Source organism: Acidovorax sp. 107 (genome assembly GCF_003058055.1).
Taxonomy (GTDB): Bacteria; Pseudomonadota; Gammaproteobacteria; order Burkholderiales; family Burkholderiaceae_C; genus Acidovorax.
The window spans coordinates 4715663-4737826 of record NZ_QBTZ01000001.1 but is presented as its reverse complement, the minus strand read 5'-3'; the positions used below and the strand labels follow the sequence as shown (position 1 = coordinate 4737826).

General features: G+C 61.6%; 26 protein-coding genes and 1 tRNA gene. 4 read left to right on the top strand and 23 right to left on the bottom strand.

From position 1 onward, the window contains the following. Positions 1 to 12: 12 nt before the first annotated feature. The 18 genes from nuoL to rpsO all read right to left on the bottom strand — a co-directional run bounded on the left by nuoL (position 13) and on the right by rpsO (position 16721). Entirely contained in the window at positions 13 to 2052 is a 2040-nt protein-coding gene (gene nuoL / locus C8C99_RS22100) for an NADH-quinone oxidoreductase subunit L (RefSeq protein WP_158274186.1), read from the bottom strand. Positions 2053 to 2083: 31 nt separating this feature from the next. Continuing rightward, the gene (gene nuoK / locus C8C99_RS22095) at positions 2084 to 2392 is read right to left on the bottom strand and encodes an NADH-quinone oxidoreductase subunit NuoK (protein ID WP_005793248.1); all 309 of its coding nucleotides are present in this window, start codon (positions 2390 to 2392) and stop codon (positions 2084 to 2086) included. Then, positions 2389 to 3057, bottom strand: a complete 669-nt coding sequence (locus C8C99_RS22090) for an NADH-quinone oxidoreductase subunit J (protein ID WP_108626894.1) — start codon at positions 3055 to 3057, stop codon at positions 2389 to 2391. The genes nuoK and C8C99_RS22090 overlap by 4 nt, the downstream gene beginning before the upstream one ends. A 50-nt stretch (positions 3058 to 3107) precedes the next feature. Continuing rightward, positions 3108 to 3620: an NADH-quinone oxidoreductase subunit NuoI gene (nuoI, locus tag C8C99_RS22085; RefSeq protein WP_108626893.1), complete on the bottom strand. Its 513-nt coding sequence runs from the start codon at positions 3618 to 3620 to the stop codon at positions 3108 to 3110. A gap of 12 nt (positions 3621 to 3632) precedes the next feature. Then, positions 3633 to 4715, bottom strand: a complete 1083-nt coding sequence (gene nuoH, locus C8C99_RS22080) for an NADH-quinone oxidoreductase subunit NuoH (protein ID WP_108626892.1) — start codon at positions 4713 to 4715, stop codon at positions 3633 to 3635. Continuing rightward, the gene (nuoG, locus tag C8C99_RS22075) at positions 4712 to 6847 is read right to left on the bottom strand and encodes an NADH-quinone oxidoreductase subunit NuoG (RefSeq protein WP_108626891.1); all 2136 of its coding nucleotides are present in this window, start codon (positions 6845 to 6847) and stop codon (positions 4712 to 4714) included. Before nuoG ends, nuoH begins: the two co-directional genes overlap by 4 nt. 14 nt (positions 6848 to 6861) lie before the next feature. Further along, complete coding sequence (gene nuoF, locus C8C99_RS22070; protein WP_108626890.1) at positions 6862 to 8217, bottom strand: NADH-quinone oxidoreductase subunit NuoF; 1356 nt, start codon at positions 8215 to 8217, stop codon at positions 6862 to 6864. Next, a complete protein-coding gene (gene nuoE, locus C8C99_RS22065) occupies positions 8214 to 8726 on the bottom strand; it encodes an NADH-quinone oxidoreductase subunit NuoE (protein WP_108626889.1) in 513 nt (170 codons plus the stop codon). The genes nuoF and nuoE overlap by 4 nt, the downstream gene beginning before the upstream one ends. Beyond that, positions 8723 to 9976 carry an NADH-quinone oxidoreductase subunit D gene (locus C8C99_RS22060; protein WP_056646066.1) on the bottom strand — a complete coding sequence of 418 codons (1254 nt, stop codon included), beginning with the start codon at positions 9974 to 9976 and terminating at the stop codon, positions 8723 to 8725. Before C8C99_RS22060 ends, nuoE begins: the two co-directional genes overlap by 4 nt. Before the next feature lie 27 nt (positions 9977 to 10003). Then, positions 10004 to 10612, bottom strand: coding sequence for an NADH-quinone oxidoreductase subunit C (locus C8C99_RS22055; RefSeq protein WP_056646593.1), 609 nt, complete (start codon positions 10610 to 10612; stop codon positions 10004 to 10006). 10 nt (positions 10613 to 10622) lie between these two features. Next, positions 10623 to 11102, bottom strand: coding sequence for an NADH-quinone oxidoreductase subunit B family protein (locus C8C99_RS22050; protein ID WP_007849129.1), 480 nt, complete (start codon positions 11100 to 11102; stop codon positions 10623 to 10625). 24 nt (positions 11103 to 11126) lie between these two features. Further along, on the bottom strand, positions 11127 to 11486 hold the full coding sequence (locus C8C99_RS22045) for an NADH-quinone oxidoreductase subunit A (RefSeq protein WP_056061547.1): 360 nt from the start codon (positions 11484 to 11486) through the stop codon (positions 11127 to 11129). 73 nt (positions 11487 to 11559) lie between these two features. Continuing rightward, positions 11560 to 11644 (bottom strand) — tRNA-Leu (locus C8C99_RS22040). Positions 11645 to 11759: 115 nt separating this feature from the next. Further along, complete coding sequence (secG, locus tag C8C99_RS22035) at positions 11760 to 12125, bottom strand: preprotein translocase subunit SecG (protein ID WP_108626888.1); 366 nt, start codon at positions 12123 to 12125, stop codon at positions 11760 to 11762. A gap of 42 nt (positions 12126 to 12167) precedes the next feature. After that, a complete protein-coding gene (gene tpiA / locus C8C99_RS22030) occupies positions 12168 to 12917 on the bottom strand; it encodes a triose-phosphate isomerase (protein WP_108626887.1) in 750 nt (249 codons plus the stop codon). A 4-nt stretch (positions 12918 to 12921) separates the two neighbouring features. Continuing rightward, entirely contained in the window at positions 12922 to 13908 is a 987-nt protein-coding gene (locus tag C8C99_RS22025) for an NAD(P)H-quinone oxidoreductase (RefSeq protein ID WP_108626886.1), read from the bottom strand. A gap of 95 nt (positions 13909 to 14003) precedes the next feature. Then, complete coding sequence (pnp, locus tag C8C99_RS22020) at positions 14004 to 16247, bottom strand: polyribonucleotide nucleotidyltransferase (protein WP_108626885.1); 2244 nt, start codon at positions 16245 to 16247, stop codon at positions 14004 to 14006. Positions 16248 to 16454: 207 nt separating this feature from the next. Beyond that, positions 16455 to 16721: a 30S ribosomal protein S15 gene (gene rpsO / locus C8C99_RS22015; RefSeq protein WP_005793232.1), complete on the bottom strand. Its 267-nt coding sequence runs from the start codon at positions 16719 to 16721 to the stop codon at positions 16455 to 16457. 297 nt (positions 16722 to 17018) lie between these two features. Here rpsO and C8C99_RS23875 point away from each other — a divergent pair, with 297 nt between their 5' ends. After that, the gene (locus C8C99_RS23875) at positions 17019 to 17321 is read left to right on the top strand and encodes a hypothetical protein (protein WP_146186039.1); all 303 of its coding nucleotides are present in this window, start codon (positions 17019 to 17021) and stop codon (positions 17319 to 17321) included. A gap of 96 nt (positions 17322 to 17417) precedes the next feature. On the opposite strand, the gene C8C99_RS22005 is transcribed toward C8C99_RS23875, so the two are convergent. Together C8C99_RS22005 and C8C99_RS22000 are read right to left on the bottom strand one after the other, a co-directional pair. Continuing rightward, the gene (locus tag C8C99_RS22005; protein WP_199226479.1) at positions 17418 to 17894 is read right to left on the bottom strand and encodes a molybdenum cofactor biosynthesis protein MoaE; all 477 of its coding nucleotides are present in this window, start codon (positions 17892 to 17894) and stop codon (positions 17418 to 17420) included. Positions 17895 to 17942: 48 nt separating this feature from the next. Then, the gene (locus C8C99_RS22000; protein WP_056646083.1) at positions 17943 to 18173 is read right to left on the bottom strand and encodes a hypothetical protein; all 231 of its coding nucleotides are present in this window, start codon (positions 18171 to 18173) and stop codon (positions 17943 to 17945) included. Between the two features lie 87 nt (positions 18174 to 18260). Here C8C99_RS22000 and C8C99_RS21995 point away from each other — a divergent pair, with 87 nt between their 5' ends. The 3 genes from C8C99_RS21995 to dapA all read left to right on the top strand — a co-directional run bounded on the left by C8C99_RS21995 (position 18261) and on the right by dapA (position 19989). Then, positions 18261 to 18515 (top strand): hypothetical protein, encoded by a 255-nt coding sequence (locus C8C99_RS21995; protein ID WP_108626883.1) that lies wholly within the window; start codon positions 18261 to 18263, stop codon positions 18513 to 18515. Positions 18516 to 18522: 7 nt separating this feature from the next. Then, complete coding sequence (locus tag C8C99_RS21990; protein ID WP_108626882.1) at positions 18523 to 18855, top strand: hypothetical protein; 333 nt, start codon at positions 18523 to 18525, stop codon at positions 18853 to 18855. Positions 18856 to 19101: 246 nt separating this feature from the next. Continuing rightward, entirely contained in the window at positions 19102 to 19989 is an 888-nt protein-coding gene (dapA, locus tag C8C99_RS21985; protein WP_108626881.1) for a 4-hydroxy-tetrahydrodipicolinate synthase, read from the top strand. Here dapA and moaD read toward each other — a convergent pair. From moaD to mobB, 3 genes are read right to left on the bottom strand one after another with little or no spacing between them, the layout of a single operon-like run. Continuing rightward, complete coding sequence (gene moaD / locus C8C99_RS21980) at positions 19976 to 20227, bottom strand: molybdopterin converting factor subunit 1 (RefSeq protein WP_056646094.1); 252 nt, start codon at positions 20225 to 20227, stop codon at positions 19976 to 19978. The two genes, dapA and moaD, sit on opposite strands and share 14 nt — an antisense overlap. Positions 20228 to 20232: 5 nt before the next feature. Next, the gene (glp, locus tag C8C99_RS21975) at positions 20233 to 21495 is read right to left on the bottom strand and encodes a gephyrin-like molybdotransferase Glp (RefSeq protein ID WP_108626880.1); all 1263 of its coding nucleotides are present in this window, start codon (positions 21493 to 21495) and stop codon (positions 20233 to 20235) included. Then, positions 21480 to 22049 carry a molybdopterin-guanine dinucleotide biosynthesis protein B gene (mobB, locus tag C8C99_RS21970; protein WP_108626879.1) on the bottom strand — a complete coding sequence of 190 codons (570 nt, stop codon included), beginning with the start codon at positions 22047 to 22049 and terminating at the stop codon, positions 21480 to 21482. Before mobB ends, glp begins: the two co-directional genes overlap by 16 nt. Between the last annotated feature and the right edge of the window lie 115 nt (positions 22050 to 22164).

Here is a 22164-nt window from a genome sequence, read left to right as displayed (position 1 = left end):
TTGTTGTTTTCCTTATTTGATGAGCTGCATGAACACATCGCCCCAGACAAACCAGGTCATCAGTGCGAATACACCCAGGATCATCACCAGCGCGTAATGGAAGATAAAGCCAGACTGCACCCAACGGACGACTCCGGAAACGCCACGCACCAGTTTCCAAGAACCATTGACCAAGGCGCCATCGATCACTGCCTGATCTCCGCCCTTCCACAACCCCATGCCCAGCGCACGGGCACCACGGGCCAGAATGTTCTCGTTGATCCAGTCGAGGTAGTACTTGTTTTCCAGCAGGGTGTAGATGGGCTGCGCGCGCGCCTTGATCGCAGTGGGCAGCGCGGGATTGACCATGTACATGTAGTACGACAGCGCCACACCCGCCAATGCCAACCAGAACGGTGCCGTTTGCAAACCATGCAATGCCATGGCCCAGGCACTGTGGAAGTGCTCTGTCATGTGCGCCATGGAGGGGTGCTTTGCCGCATCCACAAAAATGACATCCTTGAAGAAATCACCAAACAGCATGGGCTGAATGAACAGGAAGCCCACTACCACCGAAGGGATTGCCAGCAAAACCAGAGGCACGGTCACCACCCAAGGGGATTCGTGCGGCTCATGGTGGTCGTCATGGCCGTGACCATGGTGATCGTCATGATGCGCGTCCGGGTTCTGGTCGTAACGCTCCTTGCCATGGAACACCAGGAAGTACATGCGGAAGGAGTAGAACGCCGTGATGAAGACACCTGCAAGCACCGCAAAATGCGCGAAACCGGCGGCTGGCAGGTGGCTGAAATGCACTGCCTCGATGATGCTGTCCTTGGAATAGAAGCCCGAGAACAGCGGCGTGCCGATCAGGGCCAGCGAGCCCAGCAGCGAGGTGATCCAGGTGATGGGCATGTACTTGCGCACAGCCCCCATCCAGCGAATGTCCTGGTTGTGGTGCATGCCCATGATGACCGAGCCAGCGCCCAGGAACAACAAGGCTTTGAAGAACGCATGCGTCATCAGGTGGAACACGGCCACCGAGTAGGCCGAAGCACCCAGTGCCACCGTCATGTAGCCCAGTTGCGACAACGTCGAGTACGCCACCACACGCTTGATGTCGTTCTGGATGATGCCCAGGAAACCCATGAAGAGCGCCGTGATGGCACCGATCACCAGAATGAAATTGAGTGCGGTATCCGACAGCTCGAACAGGGGTGACATGCGCGACACCATGAAGATGCCCGCAGTCACCATGGTGGCGGCGTGGATCAGCGCGGAAATGGGGGTGGGACCCTCCATCGAATCCGGCAGCCAGACGTGCAGAGGAAACTGTGCCGACTTGCCCATGGCACCGATGAACAGGCAGATACAGATCACGGTCACCAGCATCCAGCTGGTGCCGGGGAACGACAAGGCGCCCAGATCACCGGCCTTGGCGAAGATCTCGCCATAGTTCAAGGTGCCGGTGTAGGCTGCGATCAGACCGATGCCCAGGATAAAGCCGAAGTCACCCACGCGGTTGACCAAAAACGCCTTCATGTTCGCAAAGATGGCGGAAGGCTTGTTGAACCAGAAGCCGATGAGCAGGTAGGACACCAGGCCCACGGCTTCCCAGCCAAAGAACAGCTGCAGCAGGTTGTTGCTCATGACCAGCATGAGCATGGAGAACGTGAACAGCGAGATGTAGGCAAAGAAGCGGTTGTAGCCCTCGTCCTCTTCCATGTAGCCGATGGTGTAGATGTGGACCATCAGCGACACGAACGTCACCACCACCATCATCATGGCCGTCAGGCTGTCGATCAGGAAGCCCACTTCCATCTTCAAGCCGCCGACCACCATCCAGGTGTAGAGGGTTTCATTGAAGCGGGCACCATCGATCGCAACGCTCTTGAGCGTCATGGCCGAGAGAATGAACGCAGCCAGTACCCCGAGGATGGTCAGGGTGTGACTCAGGCGGCGACCGATCCAGTTACCACCGAAGGTCGTACCGAAGATACCGGCCAGCAGGGCGCCCGCCAGCGGAGCCAGTGGCACAGCCAGGAGCGTTGAAGCAGAGAGGGTTTGACTCATTCTTGAGAACCTTGGGAATACTCGTGACCCGTCAACCCTTGAGGGTGTTGAGGTCTTCCGCGTTGATACTGGATTTGTTGCGGAACAGCAGCACCAGGATGGCCAGGCCGATCGCCGACTCAGCAGCCGCCACGGTCAGGATAAAGAACACGAACACCTGGCCGTGCATATCTCCCAAATAATGGGAGAAAGCCACGAAGTTCATGTTCACTGCCAGCAGCATGAGCTCGATCGCCATCAGCAGCACGATCAGGTTCTTGCGGTTGAGAAAGATGCCGATCACCGCGAGCGCGAACAGCATCGCGCCCAGCGAGAGGAAGTGGCCCAAAGTCAGCGTCATGCTTTTTTCTCCTCGACAGCAGCTTGGACCGACTCCTCGGCCGCTGGCTTCTGGGTGGCAGCCACCTTGATCACCGCCAGGCGATCGGCAGCGCGTACACGGATCTGAGATGCAGGATTAATGGCCTTGCTGTCCTTGCGCTGGCGCAGGGTCAAAGCGATGGCAGCGACCATGGCAACCAAGAGGATGACAGCCGCGACCTCGACGGGATACAGGTACTCGGTGTACAGCAGCTTGCCCAGCGCCTTGGTGTTGGAATACTGTACGACGTGCCCCGCAGCATCCACTGCCGTCGCCACCGCCTTGGGTTCGTCAATGCTGCGGAAACCGCCCATCAACACCGCCGCCATTTCGAGCGCAATCAACGCACCCACGGAGGCCGCCAACGGAAAGTGCTTCCAGAATCCCTTGCGCACGGCATCGATGTGGATGTCCAGCATCATCACAACGAACAGGAAGAGCACCATCACCGCGCCCAAGTACACCAGCACCAGTGCGATGGCCAGAAACTCCGCCTTGAGCAGCAGCCAGACAGCTGCGGCCTGCGAGAAAGCAAGGATGAGGTACAGCACCGCATGCACAGGGTTGCGCGCAGTGATCACCCGGAAGGCAGCAAACAGCAGCACCACCGAGAAGAGATAGAAAAAACCAGTCTTGGCGTCCATGAATCGGGTCTTTATAGAAAGTCTGGCAAAGAGGCTGAACCCAACACCGCTCAGCGGTATTTGGCGTCTGCAGCCTTGGCTGCCGCAATTTCACCTTCGTACCGGTCGCCCACGGCCAAGAGCATGTCCTTCGTGAAATACAGGTCACCACGCTTCTCACCGTGGTATTCAAAGATGTGCGTTTCGACAATCGAATCGACCGGGCAGCTTTCCTCGCAAAACCCGCAGAAGATGCACTTGGTCAGGTCGATGTCATAGCGCGTGGTACGGCGCGAGCCGTCCGCGCGCACATCCGATTCGATGGTGATGGCCATCGCGGGGCATACGGCCTCGCACAGCTTGCAGGCAATGCAACGCTCCTCACCGTTGTCATAACGGCGCAGTGCATGCAGGCCACGAAAACGTGGCGACAAAGGCGTCTTCTCTTCGGGAAACTGCACGGTCACCTTGCGGCGAAACGCATAGCGGCCTGTCAAGGCCATCCCTTTGAGCAACTCCACGAGCATGAAGCTCTTGAAGAAGTCCCTGAATGAAAAAGGTGCAGCAGCAGCAACAGCAGTCATTTGTGTCCCCGCCTATTTCCAGATATTCCAAGGCGAGAGCAACCACCCGCCGACAAACAACAAATACACCAGCGTGACCGGAATGAAGATCTTCCAGCCCAGACGCATGATCTGGTCATACCGGAATCGGGGGAAAGTCGCCCGGATCCAGATGAACATGGACACCACGAGGAAGGTCTTGATACCCAGCCAGATCCAACCAGGAATCCAGTTGAACACCGCGCTATCGATAGGCGACAACCAGCCGCCCAGGAACATGAGCGCGGCCAAGATGGATACGAGCCACATGCTGGCGTACTCTGCCAGGAAAAAGATGGCAAACCCCATGCCCGAATACTCGACCATGTGGCCGGCCACGATCTCGGCCTCGCCCTCCACCACGTCGAAGGGATGGCGATTGGTTTCAGCCACGCCGGAGATGAGGTAGACCAAGAAAATCGGCAGCAGCGGCAGCCAGTTCCAGGACAGGAAAGTCAGGCCCTTGTCCGCGGCCATGCCACGGCCCTGCCCCAACACGATCTCGGTCAGATTCATGCTGCCCGACACCATGATCACAACGAGGAAGCAGAACCCCATCGCAATTTCATAGCTCACCATCTGGGCCGAGGCGCGCAGAGCGCCCAGGAAAGCGTACTTGGAATTGGACGCCCAGCCGGCAATGATCACACCATAGACCTCGATGGAGGTGATGGCCATGACGAGCAGCAAACCGGCGTTTACGTTCGCAAGGGCCACGTCAGGTCCGAACGGAATGGCGACCCAGGCAGCCAGGGCAGGCATGATCGCCATGACCGGGCCCAGCACAAACAGCCCCTTGCTGGCCGCCGTGGGCTGAATGATTTCCTTGGTCAACAACTTCAGCGCATCAGCGATAGGCTGCAGCAGACCCATGGGGCCCACGCGGTTGGGACCATGGCGCACCTGCATGAAACCCAGCAGCTTACGCTCCCACAAAGTGAGATAGGCCACCGCCCCCATCAGGGGCGCCAGAATGCAGACGATCTTGATCAAGATCCATAGCACTGGCCAGACGATGCCCGTCCACCAGCCAAAGGAGAGCAGGTTCAGGCCCGCGTTGTAGATCGCGTCGATCATGCGGCCACTCCTTCACGTGCCAGGCGTGCGTCAGCGGTGAGCTGCAGCGACGTCGAACGGCGCACGAGGCCGTCAAGTTGATAGATGGAGGCCACCACGGGCTCACCAGCAGCGGCGGCAGACGCAGGCGCGGCGTTCGTCACCACGTTCGACAGTTGGGCTGCAGGCACTTCAGTGACCGCACCGGCTGCTGCGTTGGTGGCGCGGGCCAGCACGTCTTGCGAGGTTTCGAAGTCGAAGCCTGGAACGCCCAACAGGTTGGCCAGCACACGCAGCACCTTCCATGCGGGGCGGGTATCGCCCAGCGGACGCACCACGGCGTGGAAGCTCTGCAGGCGGCCTTCGGCATTGACGAAGCTGCCCGACGTTTCGGTGAACGGAGCAATTGGCAACAGAACGTCACTGAACTCCATGTTGGCCTTGAAGGGGCTCATGGTCACCACCATGTCAGCACCAGACAGTGCAGCAGCGGCGCTGGCACCGACAGCCGAGTCATGCACCGGCTCGGTGTTGAGCAGCACAGCCGCCTTCAGACCACCGGAGAGCATCTGGCCCGCATTCAAACCACCGTTGACCGGATGAGCACCCGCGAACTGCGCGCCCACCGTGTTGGCAGCTTCCGTCAGGTAGCCCACGGAAGCTCCCGTGTTCTCGCCGATCCAATTGGCCAGCGCCAGCAATTGCGTGGCTTGCGCATGGTGCGCTGCCGCGTTGCCCAGCAGCAAGGCCTTGCGCTCGCCGCCCAGCAGCGAGCGGGCGATGGCTTGGGCAGCGTCGTTGGCAGCAGTCGCGCCTTGCGGAGCGGCAACACCCTTTTCCTGGGCGATGGCAAAGGCGATGCCTCCAAGCGTCTGGACCCATGCGCCGGCGCTTTGGGCGACGAGTGTTTGCACAGGCATGGCCCAGTCGTGGGCGGCCGAAGCGATGGCGCTGACCTGGCAGCCATGGCGAGCCGCTTGGCGGATGCGTTGGGCAAACAGCGGATGGTCCTTGCGCAGGTTGGAGCCCACCACCAGCACGCGTTGCAGCGTGGACAGCGAAGCGATGGAAGTGCCCAGCCAGCGAATGCCTTCGGGCGCCGCGAACTCGGCGTTGCGCAGACGGTAGTCGATGTTGTCGCTGCCTATGCCGCGCACCAGGGCGCTGGCAAGGTACAGCTCTTCCACGGTGCTGTGCGGGCTCACCAAGGCGCCGATGCTGTTGGCGCCATGGTCGTTCTTGATGTTCTTGAGGCCGTTGGCCACGTACTCGAGAGCGGTCTGCCAGTCGACGGTCTTCCACACCCCGCCCTGCTTGAGCATGGGCTGGGTCAGGCGGTCGTCGCTGTTGAGCGATTCGTACGAGAAGCGGTCGCGGTCGGCGATCCAGCATTCATTCACGGCTTCGTTCTCGAGCGGAACGACGCGCATGACCTTGTGGTTCTTGACCTGGACGATGAGGTTCGCGCCGGTGGAGTCGTGCGGGCTGACGGAGCGGCGGCGCGACAGCTCCCAGGTGCGGGCGCTGTAGCGGAACGGCTTGCTGGTCAGGGCACCCACAGGGCAGATGTCGATCATGTTGCCCGACAGCTCGGAGTCGATCGTGTCGCCCACCACGGTGGTGATTTCGGAGTGCTCGCCACGGTGGATCATGCCGAGCTCCATCACGCCGGCCACTTCCTGGCCGAAGCGCACGCAGCGGGTGCAGTGGATGCAGCGGCTCATTTCCTGCATGGAAATCAGCGGCCCCACGTCCTTGACGGGCACTACGCGCTTTTCCTCTTCGTAGCGCGAGGAAGAGCCCCCGTAGCCCACGGCCAGATCCTGCAGCTGGCACTCACCGCCCTGGTCGCAGATGGGGCAATCCAGCGGGTGGTTGATCAGCAGGAACTCCATGACCGACTGCTGGGCCTTGATGGCCTTGTCGCTCTTGGTGCGCACGATCATGCCTTGCGTCACGGGCGTGGCGCAGGCGGGCATGGGCTTGGGAGCCTTCTCGACGTCCACCAGGCACATGCGGCAGTTGGCGGCAATCGAGAGTTTCTTGTGGTAGCAGAAATGCGGAATGTAGGTGCCCGCCTTTTCGGCTGCATGCATCACCATGCAGCCTTCGGCGACTTCCACTTTCTGACCGTCCAGTTCAATTTCAACCATATGTCTTCTCGCGATCAGGCGGAGGTCGCGGCCTGGGAGGCGTTGTTCCGGATCAGTGCTTCAAACTCGGGACGGAAATGCTTGATCATGGCGCGTACCGGCATCGCGGCAGCGTCACCCAGCGCACAGATCGTGCGGCCCTGGATGTTGTCTGCCACCGAATTGAGCAGGTCCAGGTCGCCCGCACGGCCCTGGTTGTGCTGGATGCGGTCGATCACGCGCCACATCCAGCCCGTGCCTTCGCGGCAGGGCGTGCATTGCCCGCAGGATTCGTGCGAGTAGAAGTACGACAGGCGCAACAGGCTTTCGACCATGCTGCGGGAATCGTCCATCACGATGACGGCGCCCGAACCCAGCATGGAGCCGGCCTTGGCGATGGAGTCGTAGTCCATCGTGCATTCCATGATGATGGACGCTGGCAGCACCGGTGCAGACGAGCCGCCGGGGATCACGGCCTTGAGCTGGCGGCCTTTGCGAACGCCACCGGCGAGCTCGAGCAGCTTGGCAAACGGCGTCCCCAGGGGGACTTCGTAGTTGCCGGGCTTTTCCACGTCACCTGAGACCGAGAAGATCTTGGTGCCGCCGTTGTTGGGCTTGCCGCACTCAAGATAGGCAGCCCCGCCATTGCGGATGATCCACGGTACGGCAGCGAAGGTCTCGGTGTTGTTGATGGTGGTGGGCTTGCCGTACAGACCGAAGCTGGCCGGAAATGGTGGCTTGAAGCGCGGTTGGCCCTTCTTGCCTTCCAGCGATTCGAGCAGCGCGGTCTCTTCACCGCAGATATAGGCGCCGAAACCATGCGCGGCGTGCAGTTGGAAGCTGAAGTTGCTGCCCAGGATCTTGTCGCCCAGGTAGCCCGCCGCGCGTGCTTCCTCGAGCGCTTCTTCAAAGCGTTCGTAGGTCTGGAAGATTTCGCCGTGGATGTAGTTGTAGCCCACAGAGATGCCCATCGCGTAGGCCGCGATGATCATGCCTTCGATGACGATGTGCGGGTTGAACTGCAGGATGTCGCGGTCCTTACAGGTGCCCGGCTCGCCCTCGTCGGAATTGCACACCAGGTACTTCTGGCCAGGGAACGAGCGGGGCATGAAGCTCCACTTGAGACCGGTGGGAAAGCCCGCACCGCCACGACCGCGCAGGCCCGATTCCTTGACGGTGGCGATGACCTGGTCCTGTGTCAGCGGTTCGCCGCCGTCAGTGCCCAGGATCTTGCGCAGCGCGGCGTAGCCGCCACGTGCTTCGTAGTCCTTGATGCTCCAGTTCGTGCCATCCAGGCCCGCGACGATCTGCGGGTTGATGTGGCGGTCATGGAAGCAGGTCTGGACGCCGGTGGCCTGGAACTGCGAGAGGATTTGTGCGGCGGTGGTCATGCTTGCCCTTCCGCTGCCTTGAGGCCATCGACCAGCTGGTCGAGCTTGTCGTTGTCCATGAAGCTGCACATGGTACGGTCGTTGACCAGCATCACGGGCGCGTCGGCGCAGGCGCCCAGACATTCGCACTGCTGCAGCGTGAACAGGCCGTCCGGCGTGGTCTCGCCCATGGTCACGCCGAGCTTCTTCTCAAGGTGGTGCAGCGCCTTCTGGCCGTCGCGCAGCTGGCAAGGCAGGTTGGTGCAGACGTTGAGCTTGTATTTGCCCGTCGGCTGCTGGTTGTACATGTTGTAGAACGTGGTGACTTCATGCACCGCGATCTGGGCCATGCCCAGGTAGTCGGCAATCACAGCCTCGCTCTCGACGCTGACCCAGCCCTGCTCCTGCTGCACGATGGACAGGCAGGCCATCACGGCGGACTGCGCCTGCTCGGGCGGGTACTTGGCCACTTCGCGCGCAAAGCGGGCGAGCGTGGAGTCGGTAATCTTGGTATTGGTGCTGCTGCTCATCGGTCGATCTCCCCGAACACGATATCCATGGTGCCGATGATGGCCACGGCGTCGGCGATCATGTGGCCGCGAGCCATTTCATCGAGCGTGGCCAGGTGCGCGAATCCCGGCGCGCGGATCTTCAGGCGGTAAGGCTTGTTGGCGCCATCGCTCACGAGGTAAATGCCGAACTCGCCCTTGGGGTGCTCGACGGCCGCATAGGCTTCGCCTTCGGGAACGTGAAAACCTTCGGTGAAGAGCTTGAAGTGGTGGATCAGCTCTTCCATGTTGGACTTCATGGATTCGCGTGCCGGTGCAGCCACCTTGTGGTTGTCGGTGATCACAGGGCCGGGGTTGGCGCGCAGCCAGTCCACGCACTGCTTGATGATGCGGTTGGACTCGCGCATTTCCTGCACGCGCACCAGGTAACGGTCGTAGCAGTCGCCCGTCTTGCCCACCGGCACGTCGAAGTCCATGCGGTCATAGACGTCGTAGGGCTGGGTCTTGCGAAGATCCCAGGCGATGCCGGAGCCCCGGAGCATGGGCCCCGTCATGCCCAGATTCAGAGCACGCTCAGGCGGCACCACGCCAATACCCACGGTACGCTGCTTCCAGATACGGTTATCGGTAAGCAAGGTTTCGTACTCATCCACACAGCCGGGGAAGCGCTGGGTGAAGTCGTCGATAAAGTCAAGCATCGAACCCTGGCGATTCTGGTTCAAAGCCTCCAGCGCCTTGGCGTTCTTGATCTTGCTGACCTTGTACTGCGGCATGCTGTCGGGCAAATCGCGGTACACACCACCAGGCCGGAAATAGGCCGCATGCATGCGCGCGCCAGAGACGGCTTCGTACATGTCGAACAGGTCTTCACGCTCGCGGAAAGTATAGATCAGGATGGTGGAGCTGCCACAGTCATTACCGTGCGAGCCCAGCCACATCAGGTGGTTCAGCAGGCGCGTGATCTCGGAGAACATCACGCGGATGTACTGCGCGCGCACCGGCACTTCCAGGCCCAGCAGCTTTTCGATGGCCAGGCAGTAGGCGTGCTCATTGCACATCATCGACACGTAGTCCAGGCGGTCCATGTAGGGCAGCGACTGGATGTAGGTCTTGTGCTCGGCCAGCTTTTCGGTGGCGCGGTGGAGAAGACCGATGTGCGGGTCAGCGCGTTGCACGACCTCGCCATCGAGCTCGAGCACCAGACGCAACACACCGTGCGCCGCAGGGTGCTGCGGACCAAAGTTCAGGGAATAGTTCTTGATTTCAGCCATGATGGATCACATGAGACGCAAAGCGGCTCAGTGCAGGCCTCCGTACTTGTCTTCGCGGATGATGCGCGGCGTGATTTCACGCGGCTCGATGGACACGGGCTCGTACACCACGCGGCGCTGCTCGGCGTCGTACCGCATTTCGACATGACCGGACAATGGGAAGTCCTTGCGGAAAGGGTGACCGATGAATCCGTAGTCGGTGAGAATGCGGCGCAGGTCGTTATGACCGTCAAACACGATGCCAAACAGGTCGAAGGCTTCCCGCTCATACCAGTTGGCAGAATTCCACAACTCGGACACCGAGGAAACCACCGGGAAATCATCATCCTGGCAGAAGACCTTCACACGTACGCGCTGATTCAGGCTGACAGACAACAGATGAGACACCACGCAGTAGCGAGCACCTTCGTGGACAGCATCGCCGTACGCGGAATAGTCCACGCCGCACAAATCGATCAATTGCTCGAAACGGCAACCCTCCGCGTCACGCAACAGAAGCATGGCGTCCAGGTAGTCCGCAGGCGCAACGACCACAGTCACTTCATCGAGGGCTACAGAGATCTGGCGCACCTTGGCACCCAGCGCCGCAGAGATATTGTCCTTGAGCTTTTCCGGCCGAATGGCAACAGCTGTCATCATCAACCCTTCAGACGCGAGCAATGGTGTTGGTGCGGCGGATCTTCTGCTGCAGCTGAATGATCCCGTAGATCAAGGCTTCTGCCGTTGGGGGGCAGCCGGGCACGTAGACATCCACAGGCACGATGCGATCACAACCGCGCACCACCGAATAGCTGTAGTGATAGTAACCACCGCCATTGGCACACGAGCCCATCGACAAGACCCAGCGCGGCTCGGACATCTGGTCGTACACCTTACGCAGCGCAGGTGCCATCTTGTTGCACAGCGTGCCCGCCACGATCATCAGATCGGACTGACGGGGGCTGGCACGAAACACTTCCGCACCAAAACGGCCAATGTCATACCGGGCAGCTGCAGCGTGCATCATCTCGACAGCACAGCAGGCCAGACCAAACGTCATCGGCCACAGGGAACCGGTCTTGGCCCAATTCACCACAGAGTCATAGCTCGTGGTGATGAAGCCTTCCTTCATCACGCCTTCAATCATTGCATTGTCCTTGTTGAAGTCCGCTCATTCCCAATCCAGGGCACCCTTTTTCCACTCGTAGGCAAAACCCACGACCAGGATGGCCAGGAAAATCACGACCGCCACAAAACCAGCCACACCCACCTCATGCAGCGTCACCGCCCAAGGGAAAAGGAATGCGATTTCAAGGTCGAACAGAATGAAGAGGATGGCCACGAGGTAGTAGCGCACATCGAATTTCATGCGCGCATCCTCGAAGGCTTCAAAGCCACATTCGTAGGGGGAGTTCTTTGCGGCATCCGGGCGATTGGGGCCCAGTATGTAGCCGAGTACGAGGGGGACAACGCCAACGGCGATGCCGACCAAGATGAACAAAAGGACGGGGAGGTACTGATCGAGGTTCATCTTGAGGATGTGCTCACCGCTGTGGCCTTGCCCGCCAGGACCCAAGCCGGGTCATGCAGGCAGGCCTTTGTTTTGGTGCCGTCGGCGAGACTCGAACTCGCACAGCTTTCGCCACTACCCCCTCAAGATAGCGTGTCTACCAATTTCACCACGACGGCTGATTTTTGCATCTGGATGGCATGAGGAACCTTGCGGCTTTTCGCTTTCCAGACAATCCAGAATTCTACTCCGGAAAAACCCTGCTTCGGCCCAACAGGCCGAAATTCAGTTCAATTATTTGGTCGGAATCTGCGCTGCACCGGAGGCAGGAACAGCAGGCGCCACTACAGCCTCAGAGGCGGGCGCGCCCGCAGGTACAGCGGTCGCAGGCGTTTCAAGAACGCTGCCCGAACTGACGGGACGCGAGTTACCAAAATAGGCCAACGCGAGCGTCGAAACAAAGAACACAGCAGCCAACACGGCCGTTGTGCGCGACAGGAAGTTGGCACTTCCGCTGGCACCGAAGAGACTGCCCGAACTACCGCTGCCAAAGGCCGCCCCCATGTCAGCACCCTTGCCATGCTGGATCAGGATCAGGCCAATCATGGCCAAGGCCGCCAACATCTGCACCGCCAGAATCACATTCACGATCACGTTCATTCTCTGTTCACTCCTGATTGAATTGTTTGCTTCGCAGCCGCCTCAACGGGCCGCTGCAATGATTTGTAGAAAGTCGGGCGCCTTCAGCGAGGCACCGCCGACCAAACCGCCGTCGATATCGGGTTGCGCCAGCAGTTGAGCCGCATTGGCGGCGTTCATGCTGCCGCCGTACAGCAACCGGATGCGGTCGGCATGCTCGCTCGCCGCAGCAAGCTGGGTGCGCAGCACCGCATGCACGGCCTGCGCCTGCTCCGGCGACGCCGTGCGCCCCGTGCCGATCGCCCATACAGGCTCATAAGCCACCACGATTTCGCTGATGCAGTGGCCGTTGAGATGAATCACCGCCGCGAGTTGCCGCTTGACCACGGCCTCGGTCTGCCCTGCTTCGCGCTCTTGCAGCGTCTCACCCACACAGACCACGGGGGTTACGCCTGCCGCCAATGCGCGCTGAGCCTTCTCAGCCACGACCCCATCCGTCTCGCCATGGTACTGACGACGCTCCGAGTGCCCCACCAAAGCGTACTGCACACCAAAATCCTTCAGCATGCCCACCGACACCTCACCCGTGTAGGCCCCCATCTCGTGCGAAGACACATCTTGCGCCGCCACCGCAATCGCGGTGCCAACCGTCAGCGCCTGCACCTGCGCGAGGTAAGGCATGGGCACTGCGACGGCCACATCGCAAGCCACATCCGCCACACCTGCCATCAAGGCCTTCAACAAGGCCTCGTTGGCAGCCAGGCTGCCATTCATCTTCCAGTTGCCTGCGATGAGTTTTTTCTTGTTGCTCATGTGATTACCAGGTCAAAACAATCTTGCCGATGTGCTGGTTGGATTCCATCAGTGCGTGCGCTTGGGCAGCGTCGGCAGCAGCAAACGTGCTGTGAATGACCGGTCGCACCTTGCCAGCAGCCAGCAGGGGCCAGACATGCTCACGCAGTGCCCGTGCAATCGCCCCCTTGAAACCCACGGGACGCGGACGCAAGGTAGACCCCGTGATGGTGAGCCGCTTGCGCAGCACCAGCCCGGCATTGAAGCCACTTTGCACTCCCCCTTGCACGGCGATGATGACGATACGGCCATCCTCCGCCAGGCACTCCACCTCGCGAGCGACATAGTCACCAGCGACCATATCGAGCACCACGTCAACACCACGCCCTCCGGTGATTCGCTTCGCCTCGGCCGCAAAGTCCTGAGACTTGTAGTTGACGGCATGGTGTGCGCCCAGCGTCAGGCAGGCTGCACACTTGTCATCGCTACCAGCAGTGGCAATCACGGTGGCACCAAAAGCGCGAGCCAGCTGGATGGCTGTCACACCAATGCCACTCGTCCCACCTTGCACCAGCAGCGTCTCACCCGCTTGCAGGCGGGCACGGTCAAAGACATTGCTCCACACCGTGAAAAACGTCTCAGGCAGTGAGGCGGCCTCCACGTCACTGAAGCCTTCGGGCACCGGCAGGCACTGCACCACCGGCGCAACACACCATTGCGCGTACCCACCGCCGGCCACCAACGCGCAAACGCGGTCACCGACACGGATACCCGCCTCTGCCATGGACGACGCATCACCCGACTCGACCACACCCGCGACTTCCAGCCCCGGAAGATCCGAGGTCCCAGGAGGCGGCGCATAGTGACCCAGGCGCTGCAACACGTCCGGTCGGTTGATGCCACTGGCCGTGACGCGGATCAGCAGTTCACCAGCACCCACCAGGGGCACCGGGCGCTCGCCCAGACGCAGCACGTCAGGCCCACCGAAAGACGTGATCTCGACAGCATGCATAGCAGGGTTCATCAGGGATGGATAGAGGTGATTTGGGCCGCTAGCGCTTGATTTATATGCACCGGCAGCTACCAAATCAATAGCAGATCAACAATTTAGCCGTTCACCTGAGCAGGCGCACCATCTGCAGGCAAGGCCTGCTGCTGTTGCTGCTCTGCGGGATGACGTCCACCATCACGGCCATGGTCGCGGCGCGGCTCGCGATCACCACGCTCTGCGGGCGCAGGACGGTCGCTACCACCTGCCGGGCGATCGGCCAACACCTTCATGGACAGCTTGACGCGTCCCTTTTCGTCGGTTTCCATGACCTTGACCTTCACGATCTGGCCTTCGGTCAGGTAGTCGGACACCTTCTCGACACGCTCGTGAGCGATCTGGCTGATGTGCAACAGGCCGTCCTTGCCAGGCAGCAGGTTGATCAGCGCGCCAAAATCGAGAATCTTGGTCACAGGGCCTTCGTAGATCTTGCCGATTTCGACTTCCGCGGTGATCTGCTCGATGCGCTTCTTGGCTTCGTCAGCCTTGGCAGCGTCGGTGGCCGCGATGGTGATGGTGCCGTCTTCCTCGATGTTGATCTGGCAGCCGGTTTCTTCGGTCAGCGCACGGATGACGGCGCCGCCCTTGCCGATCACGTCACGGATCTTCTCAGGGTTGATCTTCATGGTGTACAGCTTGGGAGCGAAGTTCGACACTTCGGTCTTGGCCTCGCCCATGGCCTCTTGCATCTTGCCCAGGATGTGCATGCGCGCTTCCTTGGCCTGGGCCAGTGCCACCTGCATGATTTCCTTGGTGATGCCCTGGATCTTGATGTCCATCTGCAGGGCCGTGATACCGCCCGTGGTACCCGCCACCTTGAAGTCCATGTCACCAAGGTGATCTTCGTCACCCAGAATGTCGGTCAGCACGGCGAAGCGGCTGGCGTCCTTGATCAGGCCCATCGCAATACCCGCCACATGCGCCTTCATGGGCACGCCAGCGTCCATGAGCGACAGGCAGCCGCCGCACACCGAAGCCATCGACGAAGAACCGTTGGACTCGGTGATTTCCGACACCACACGCATGGTGTAGGGGAACTCTTCCTTGGTTGGCAGTACAGCCACCAGCGCGCGCTTGGCAAGACGACCGTGGCCGATTTCGCGGCGCTTGGTCGAGCCCATGCGGCCCACTTCGCCGGTGGCAAAGGGAGGCATGTTGTAGTGCATCATGAAGCGGTCTTCGTACTCGCCAGCCAGCGCATCAATGCGCTGCGCATCGCGCTCGGTACCCAGCGTGGTCACGACCAGCGCCTGGGTTTCGCCGCGCGTGAACAGGGCCGAGCCGTGGGCGCGGGGCAGCACGCTGCTGCGGATCTCGATGGGGCGCACGGTGCGTGTGTCGCGACCGTCAATGCGGGGCTCGCCGGCGAGAATCTGGCTGCGCACGATACCGGCTTCGATATCGAACAGCATGCCTTCGACCTTGACGGAGTCGAATTCAACGCCGTCGGCCTTGAGGCCAGCCATCACAGCGGCATAGGCCTCACGGCACGCTTGGGTGCGGGCTTGCTTGTTGCGGATTTGGTAGGCAGCGCGCAGCTTGTCATCAGCCAGAGCCACTACCTTGGCGATCAGGGCTTCGTCCTTGGCGGGTGCTTCCCATTGCCACACAGGCTTGCCTGCGTCGCGCACCAGTTCGTGAATGGCGTTGATGGCCACGTTGCCTTGCTCATGACCGAACACCACGGCGCCGAGCATGATTTCTTCGGACAGCTGCTGGGCTTCGGATTCAACCATCAGCACAGCGGCCTCGGTCCCCGCCACCACCAGATCCATCTGCGAGCTCTTGCGCGCAGTCTGGCCGGGGTTGAGCACGTATTCGCCGTTGATGTAACCCACGCGGGCTGCACCAATGGGGCCGTTGAACGGAATGCCAGAGACGGCCAGGGCTGCGCTGGTAGCGATCAGGGCCGCGATGTCAGCGTCCACTTCAGGATTCAGCGACACCGTGTGGATCACCACATGCACTTCGTTGAAGAAACCTTCGGGGAACAGCGGGCGGATCGGGCGGTCGATCAGGCGGCTGGTCAGGGTTTCGTGCTCGCTGGGCTTGGCTTCGCGCTTGAAGAAGCTACCAGGGATCTTGCCGGCAGCGTACGTCTTCTCGATGTAGTCCACCGTCAAGGGGAAGAAGTCCTGACCGGGCTTGGCGGACTTGGAAGCCACCACGGTGGCCAGCACCACGGTGTCGTCAATGTTCACCAGCACGGCGCCGGAGGCTTGGCGGGCGATCTCGCCCGTTTCCATGATGACGGTCTTGCCACCCCATTGGAAGGTCTTGGTGACTTTGTTGAAAATGCTCATGTTCAGCTCCTGATTTAATAGCTGGTAGTGCCCTACCAGATTGTCTTGGAGAGCAATTCAGAACACGATGCCATTCCAGGGAAGCGCTGCGCCGTACAGTGGCAACAACTTCATTGGAATGACACAGCTTCGCTCTGTTTTGCGGCTCCGAAGTAAAAAACGCCTGAGCTAGCGGACTAACCCAGGCGTTTTGGCATGCAATGAAGATTACTTGCGCAGACCCAACTTGGCGATCAGCGCGGTGTAACGGTCAGCGTCCTTGGCCTTGAGGTAGTCCAGCAGCTTGCGACGACGGCTCACCATGCGCAGCAGGCCACGGCGACCGTGGTGGTCCTTGGCATGCGTCTTGAAGTGGGGAGTCAGTTCGTTGATGCGAGCGGTCAGCAGGGCCACTTGCACTTCTGGGCTACCAGTATCGTTGGCAGCACGGGCGTTCGCCTTGACGACTTCGGCCTTGATGGAGGATGCAATCATGTTTTTTCCTTGGATGTGGCCTGCCGCAGGCGGAAGGCCATGGTTTTACTTGCGCCAGCAGCTGGAACGGCCGCAGGCGTGCGTCTTGCACCATGCAAAACCTGCGGATTATAACCCGAGCGCCCAAAACCACGGATGGCACGGCCGACGCCCTGTCTGCGCGCCCGCAGACCGTCGCGGGTTGTCCACAGCCGCTGTGTTGCGGGACGAGCATGCCCCCCCCCAGTCAGCCACGGGGCGCCTTAAGATGGCGCGGCACCCCAGTTTCAGGCCACGCAATATTCCAGAAGACTCGCCATGCCATTTCCATCACGTCAACAGTTCACCCGCTCATCCGCGCGCCGCAAGGGGGCGGCACCACTGCTCTTGCTGGTTTTGACGTTATTCCTGGCGCCGCTACCCGGGGTGGGCCATGCCACCACCAAGGACTCGACCAGGAGCGCCCACGGCGAAGTCAGCAAAAAGAAGAAATCCACCAAAGTGAAACAAGAACGCAGCCCTTCAGAAGAAAGCCGTTCCGAGCGTGATCGCCGGCTTTACCGGGAGTGCAAGGGCCGCGCCAACGCGGGCGCTTGCCTGGGTTATACGCAAAAGCCGTGAGCTAACGCACCGCCGCTCAGCCCGCGCGCCGTGACGACCGGGTCCCACCCTCGGCTTTCGCGCAGAGGCTGTGCGATGCGATGACGGCCCCTTGGTTCAGGCATTTGTCACAGCGATTCCCCAGCGCGCCAGCGCCGCGTCGTCGCTCACACGCGCATCGACCCAACGGGCGCCCTGGGCTGTTTCCTCTTTTTTCCAGAATGGCGCCTGGGTCTTGAGGTAATCCATCAAAAACTCGCAGGCCTGAAAACTCTGGCCCCGATGGGCACTGGTCACCGCCACCAGCACGATCTGGTCCAGAGGCTGCAGCAGCCCCACACGATGGATCACGCGGGCGCCAAAAATATCGAAGCGCCGAAAGGCCTCGTCCACCATGGCTTCGATGGATTTTTCGGTCATACCGGGGTAGTGCTCCAGCTCCATGGAGGACACCTGGTCGCCATCATTGCGATCACGCACGGTACCCACAAAGCTGCAGACGGCGCCCACTCCCTTGTTTTCGCGGCGCAGGGCTGCGATCTCAGCGGAGAGGTCAAAATCTTCGGTCTGGATGGAAACGCGGGGCAAAGTCATGGCAAAAAACTCTCAGCGGGGCATGTGAACGTCGGGCACGAAGGCGCATCAGGGCGAGCGGTGCAGCCGTGGGGCGGCCAACAGGGCGCGCTCTTCTTCCACCACCTTGTTCAACTGCGCCAGGGCGGGTGATGAGGGCAGTTGGGACAAAAGGGTCTGCAGGCGCGTGATGTCACCTACGGTGGGCGCCACCTTGATCTGTGCGATGGCGGCAGGAAGGTTGCCGCCACGGACCAGCGCCAGCACCTTGGCGGGCCATTCACTTTTGTTGCGTGCCATAGATCGGTAAAAGGGTTTGTCTGTACGATTCGCCCGCACTGTACCCGCATGCGATCCTGTCCGCGATCTTCCAAGCCCTCAAAGCCCATGGCCACCCAAACGATTCAGACCGATCTCTACAAGCTCTACCCGTCCCCACGCAATATGGTCCGTGACGTGTTCGAGCACCAGGTGTTCGTGCCTCACCCCTACGCCATCATCGACCTGGATGTGATGGAGCTGGCAGGAAAAACCACCTTGTTTGGCGCGTGCCGCCTGTCGGACATGAAAATGGGTCAGGTCGTGACCTTCGAGCTGGCCTCGGACCAGGCCAAGTTCGAGCGGCTATTCACGCCGGACTGAGACCTCCATGTACGACGACAACCAGATTCATGTGCCGCCATCCTTCATGGCGGTATACACCGACGCACGGGGGCGCCTGACCGAAAAGGCAGACGGCGTGCGCACCCGCTACGAGCTGTGCGAGGACTTGGCCGGCCACTTGGTGGAGCAAGCGCAGACGCTCTACCACCTGCAGGCTCCTTCCGAAGCCGAAATCCTGCGGCGCATCCACGCCGGCCTGTGCACTGCCGAATCGGGCGTCCCAGTGGCGGAGGCCACCTGGATCACCATCCGACTGGCCGAGCTGCTGAACTGGCCGTGTCCTGAGCTGGTAGCGCCAGAAGTCAGGCCGGCCAGCTGAACGCACGCTTCGCTATACTCCGCCGATGACCACGCGCAGCCTCTTTGCCATGACCACCGCTTCCGTGTTGGCATTGCAGTGCGTGGTCAAAGCCAAAAAACCCCAGCTCATCTGACCGGAGCTGTGCGGTTCCGTCCCGGATGAGCGACGGAACCCTTGGCAAAAACTCTCCTTTTTTGAATCTTGGCACTCCACGCGCACCTGAAACGGTTCTTCCATCGGTCGAACCTTCTAAGGATTTTTCGCATGCCTGCAGCTTCTGCTTCCCTCACCCCATTTCAGGGCCTCTGGATTCCCCTGGTCACCCCGTTCAAGGACGGCGCCGTGGACCACCCTGCTCTCGCGGCCTTGACCACCACATTGGCCCGACAAGGTGTCTCAGGCTTCGTGGCCTGTGGCTCCACCGGCGAAGCCGCTGCGCTCGATGAGGCCGAGCAACTGGCCGTGCTGGACACCGTGCTCGGCGCGGCGCAGGGCCTGCCGGTGGTGATGGGGCTGTCGGGCTACCACATGGGCCATACGGTGGAATGGGTGACGGCCCTGGCGCAGTACCCGCTGGCCGGGCTGCTGGTGCCCCCACCGCACTACATCCGCCCATCACAGCAGGGCTTGCTGCACTGGTTCCGCACGCTGGCCGATGCCAGCGCTGTGCCATTGATCGTTTATGACATTCCCTACCGCACCGGCGCCACGCTGACCACCGACACCCTGCTGGCCCTGGCCGAGCACCCGCGCATCCGCGCCATCAAGGACTGTGGAGGCGACACCGCCAAGACGCAGGCGTTGATTGCCGATGGGCGCCTGGCCGTGCTGGCGGGCGAGGATGCGCAAATGTTCAGCACCCTGGCATGGAGCGGCCACGGCGCCATTGCCGCCAGCGCGCATTGGCACGCGCCGCATTTCGTGGAACTGGTGGATCTGCTGCGTGTGGGCAACCTGCCCGAGGCCCGCCGCGTGTGGCAAATCTTGCGACCGTGGGTGGAGACCTGCTTTGCCGAACCCAACCCCGCGCCGCTCAAGGCCGCACTGGCACACGCGGGCTGGATACGCAATGAACTGCGCGCACCGATGGTGGCGGCCTCGGCCGCCCTGATGCAGCGCCTGCAAACCCTGCCGGGGCTCAGCCCCCGGTAACCGGGGGGAAGAAAGCCACCTCGGCCCCATCGGCCAGGGTGGCGGTTTCTTCGCTCAAGGTCTGGTTGAGCGCCATGCGCACGGCACGGCCCCGCGCCAGGCTGCTGGCATGGGCACCGCCGCGTGCGATGAGTTCGTCGCGCAGTGCGCCCAGCGTGGTGGCAGAGGTCTCGACCGCCTCGCTGCCTTGCCCAATGGCCTCGCGGATCGAGGCAAAGTAGCGCACAGATATCTTCATGCCTGTCATGCCAGCAACTCCGAAAACGCAATGAAACGCACCGTATCGCCGGGCCCAATCGTCTGCCCCGCCGGGTTGTCCACCACGCCGTCGCCCCAGGCAGCCGATGTGAGCACGCCCGAGCTCTGGTTGTGGAACAGGTCCAGCCCGCCCGCCGCGTTGTGCCGCACGCGCAGAAACTCGCGGCGTTTGTCGGCCTTGGGCCAGGTGAAATCTGCACGTGCAGCCGTGGATTGAGGAGCCACCTTGGTAACGCCCTGGAGTCGCAGCACAAACGGCCGCACCAACAAGGCAAAGGTCAGAAAGCTCGACACCGGGTTGCCAGGCAGGCCCATGAAGTGGGCAGTGCCGACTTCACGCGGGATCTGGCCGTAGGCAAACGGCTTGCCGGGTTTCATCGCAATCTGCCAGAGGTCGAGCCGCCCCAGCGATTCCACGGCGGGCTTGATGTGGTCTTCCTCTCCCACGCTCACCCCACCGCTGGTCAGGATCAGGTCATGCTCCGCGCCGGCCGCGCGCAAGGCCTCGATGGTGGCCTCGCGCCGGTCGGGCACGATGCCGAAGTCCGTCACCTCGCAGCCCAGGCGCAGCAGCATGGCGCGCAGAAAGAAGCGGTTGCTGTTGTAGATGGCCCCGGGGCGCATCTGCTCGGGGGGCACCTCGCCAGGCATGACCAGTTCATCACCGGTGGAGAACAGCGCCACGCGCGGTCGACGCGCCACCTGCAGCTGGTGTTGGCCGATGCTGGCCGCCAGGCCCAGCTCGGCGGGGGTGAGCCGCGTGCCAGCGGACAGCACCACAGCTCCTCGGGTGATGTCCTCACCCGCGCTGCGGATCCACTGGCCTGCTTGGGGCACGGCGTTGATGCGTACCGAGCCCAGGCCATCTTCGGCCGCAGCGGCGGCAAGCACTTCGCAGTCTTCTTGCATCAGGATCGCATCGGCGCCTGCAGGCACCGGCGCGCCGGTGAAGATACGCGCCGCCGTGCCTGGCAATAGCGGGTCGCCTGCGCTGCCCGCAGCAATGCGCTGCGACACCGGCAGCACCACGCCCGCCGCCGTCACATCGGCGCAGCGCACGGCGTAGCCGTCCATGGAGCTGTTGTCCTGTGGTGGCACCTGCAGCGCCGACACGCAGCTTTGTGCCAGCACGCGACCGTCGGCGTCAAAAGTCGTGACCGTGTCCTGGCCTTGCAGCGGCGCCGCCTGCAACAGCAGGTCTCGCAGCGCTTCGTCCAGCGGCTTCAGGGGCTTCATTGCGGGGCGCATGGCAGCAACCCTCCGTGCAGTTCCCAGTTGTATTCAAAGCGGTGCTCGTACTGGAGGAGCCAGTCCACCACCTGGTCGGGCGCATTCAGGTCCAGCAGGGGCAGTTGCGTGGGCACCGGCAGGCTGTCGGGCGCGTCGGTGGCCACGGCCACCACAAAGTCGTCTTCGGGATAGCGCACGGCCTTGGCCAGCTGGCCCGGCTCGGGCGCTCGCCAGACTTCGATCTTGAGCAGATCGCTGTCCTTGAAGCCCTCCACCAGCACCCAGTCCACGCCCTGGTACAGCTCGGCCAGCAGATGGTGCACGCTGAGGGTGGCGGGCTGTTCGAACTCGCGCACCAGCATCAGGCGCTTGTCCGATGCGGCAACCACCTCGAAAGCCCCCGCCTCGCGGTGGCGGTACGTGTCCTTGCCCGGGTGGTCCACATCAAAACTGTGGTGCGCGTGCTTGACCACCGATACCCGCAGGCCCCGCAGCCGCAGCGCCGGGATCAACTGCTCGACCAGCGTGGTCTTGCCACTGCCGGAGAACCCCGCAAAACCGACAACCTTCATCCACGGCTCCTTGATTAGCTATGCTATTTATAGCTTTCAGCGCATATCAGACTAGCGCTTGGGGCAATTTTGATCACAAATCCGTGCCACCCAGGCCCACGAAGTGCCTGCAGGC

Bases quoted from the DNA above. Each gene is read 5' to 3' on its own strand.
- nuoL (WP_158274186.1), bottom strand. From the start codon at position 2,052: ATGAGTCAAACCCTCTCTGCTTCAACGCTCCTGGCTGTGCCACTGGCT.
- nuoK (WP_005793248.1), bottom strand. From the start codon at position 2,392: ATGACGCTGACTTTGGGCCACTTCCTCTCGCTGGGCGCGATGCTGTTC.
- C8C99_RS22090 (WP_108626894.1), bottom strand. From the start codon at position 3,057: ATGGACGCCAAGACTGGTTTTTTCTATCTCTTCTCGGTGGTGCTGCTG.
- nuoI (WP_108626893.1), bottom strand. From the start codon at position 3,620: ATGACTGCTGTTGCTGCTGCTGCACCTTTTTCATTCAGGGACTTCTTC.
- nuoH (WP_108626892.1), bottom strand. From the start codon at position 4,715: ATGATCGACGCGATCTACAACGCGGGCCTGAACCTGCTCTCCTTTGGC.
- nuoG (WP_108626891.1), bottom strand. From the start codon at position 6,847: ATGGTTGAAATTGAACTGGACGGTCAGAAAGTGGAAGTCGCCGAAGGC.
- nuoF (WP_108626890.1), bottom strand. From the start codon at position 8,217: ATGACCACCGCCGCACAAATCCTCTCGCAGTTCCAGGCCACCGGCGTC.
- nuoE (WP_108626889.1), bottom strand. From the start codon at position 8,726: ATGAGCAGCAGCACCAATACCAAGATTACCGACTCCACGCTCGCCCGC.
- C8C99_RS22060 (WP_056646066.1), bottom strand. From the start codon at position 9,976: ATGGCTGAAATCAAGAACTATTCCCTGAACTTTGGTCCGCAGCACCCT.
- C8C99_RS22055 (WP_056646593.1), bottom strand. From the start codon at position 10,612: ATGACAGCTGTTGCCATTCGGCCGGAAAAGCTCAAGGACAATATCTCT.
- C8C99_RS22050 (WP_007849129.1), bottom strand. From the start codon at position 11,102: ATGATTGAAGGCGTGATGAAGGAAGGCTTCATCACCACGAGCTATGAC.
- C8C99_RS22045 (WP_056061547.1), bottom strand. From the start codon at position 11,486: ATGAACCTCGATCAGTACCTCCCCGTCCTTTTGTTCATCTTGGTCGGC.
- secG (WP_108626888.1), bottom strand. From the start codon at position 12,125: ATGAACGTGATCGTGAATGTGATTCTGGCGGTGCAGATGTTGGCGGCC.
- tpiA (WP_108626887.1), bottom strand. From the start codon at position 12,917: ATGAGCAACAAGAAAAAACTCATCGCAGGCAACTGGAAGATGAATGGC.
- C8C99_RS22025 (WP_108626886.1), bottom strand. From the start codon at position 13,908: ATGCATGCTGTCGAGATCACGTCTTTCGGTGGGCCTGACGTGCTGCGT.
- pnp (WP_108626885.1), bottom strand. From the start codon at position 16,247: ATGAGCATTTTCAACAAAGTCACCAAGACCTTCCAATGGGGTGGCAAG.
- rpsO (WP_005793232.1), bottom strand. From the start codon at position 16,721: ATGATTGCATCCTCCATCAAGGCCGAAGTCGTCAAGGCGAACGCCCGT.
- C8C99_RS23875 (WP_146186039.1), top strand. From the start codon at position 17,019: ATGCCATTTCCATCACGTCAACAGTTCACCCGCTCATCCGCGCGCCGC.
- C8C99_RS22005 (WP_199226479.1), bottom strand. From the start codon at position 17,894: ATGACTTTGCCCCGCGTTTCCATCCAGACCGAAGATTTTGACCTCTCC.
- C8C99_RS22000 (WP_056646083.1), bottom strand. From the start codon at position 18,173: ATGGCACGCAACAAAAGTGAATGGCCCGCCAAGGTGCTGGCGCTGGTC.
- C8C99_RS21995 (WP_108626883.1), top strand. From the start codon at position 18,261: ATGGCCACCCAAACGATTCAGACCGATCTCTACAAGCTCTACCCGTCC.
- C8C99_RS21990 (WP_108626882.1), top strand. From the start codon at position 18,523: ATGTACGACGACAACCAGATTCATGTGCCGCCATCCTTCATGGCGGTA.
- dapA (WP_108626881.1), top strand. From the start codon at position 19,102: ATGCCTGCAGCTTCTGCTTCCCTCACCCCATTTCAGGGCCTCTGGATT.
- moaD (WP_056646094.1), bottom strand. From the start codon at position 20,227: ATGAAGATATCTGTGCGCTACTTTGCCTCGATCCGCGAGGCCATTGGG.
- glp (WP_108626880.1), bottom strand. From the start codon at position 21,495: ATGCGCCCCGCAATGAAGCCCCTGAAGCCGCTGGACGAAGCGCTGCGA.
- mobB (WP_108626879.1), bottom strand. From the start codon at position 22,049: ATGAAGGTTGTCGGTTTTGCGGGGTTCTCCGGCAGTGGCAAGACCACG.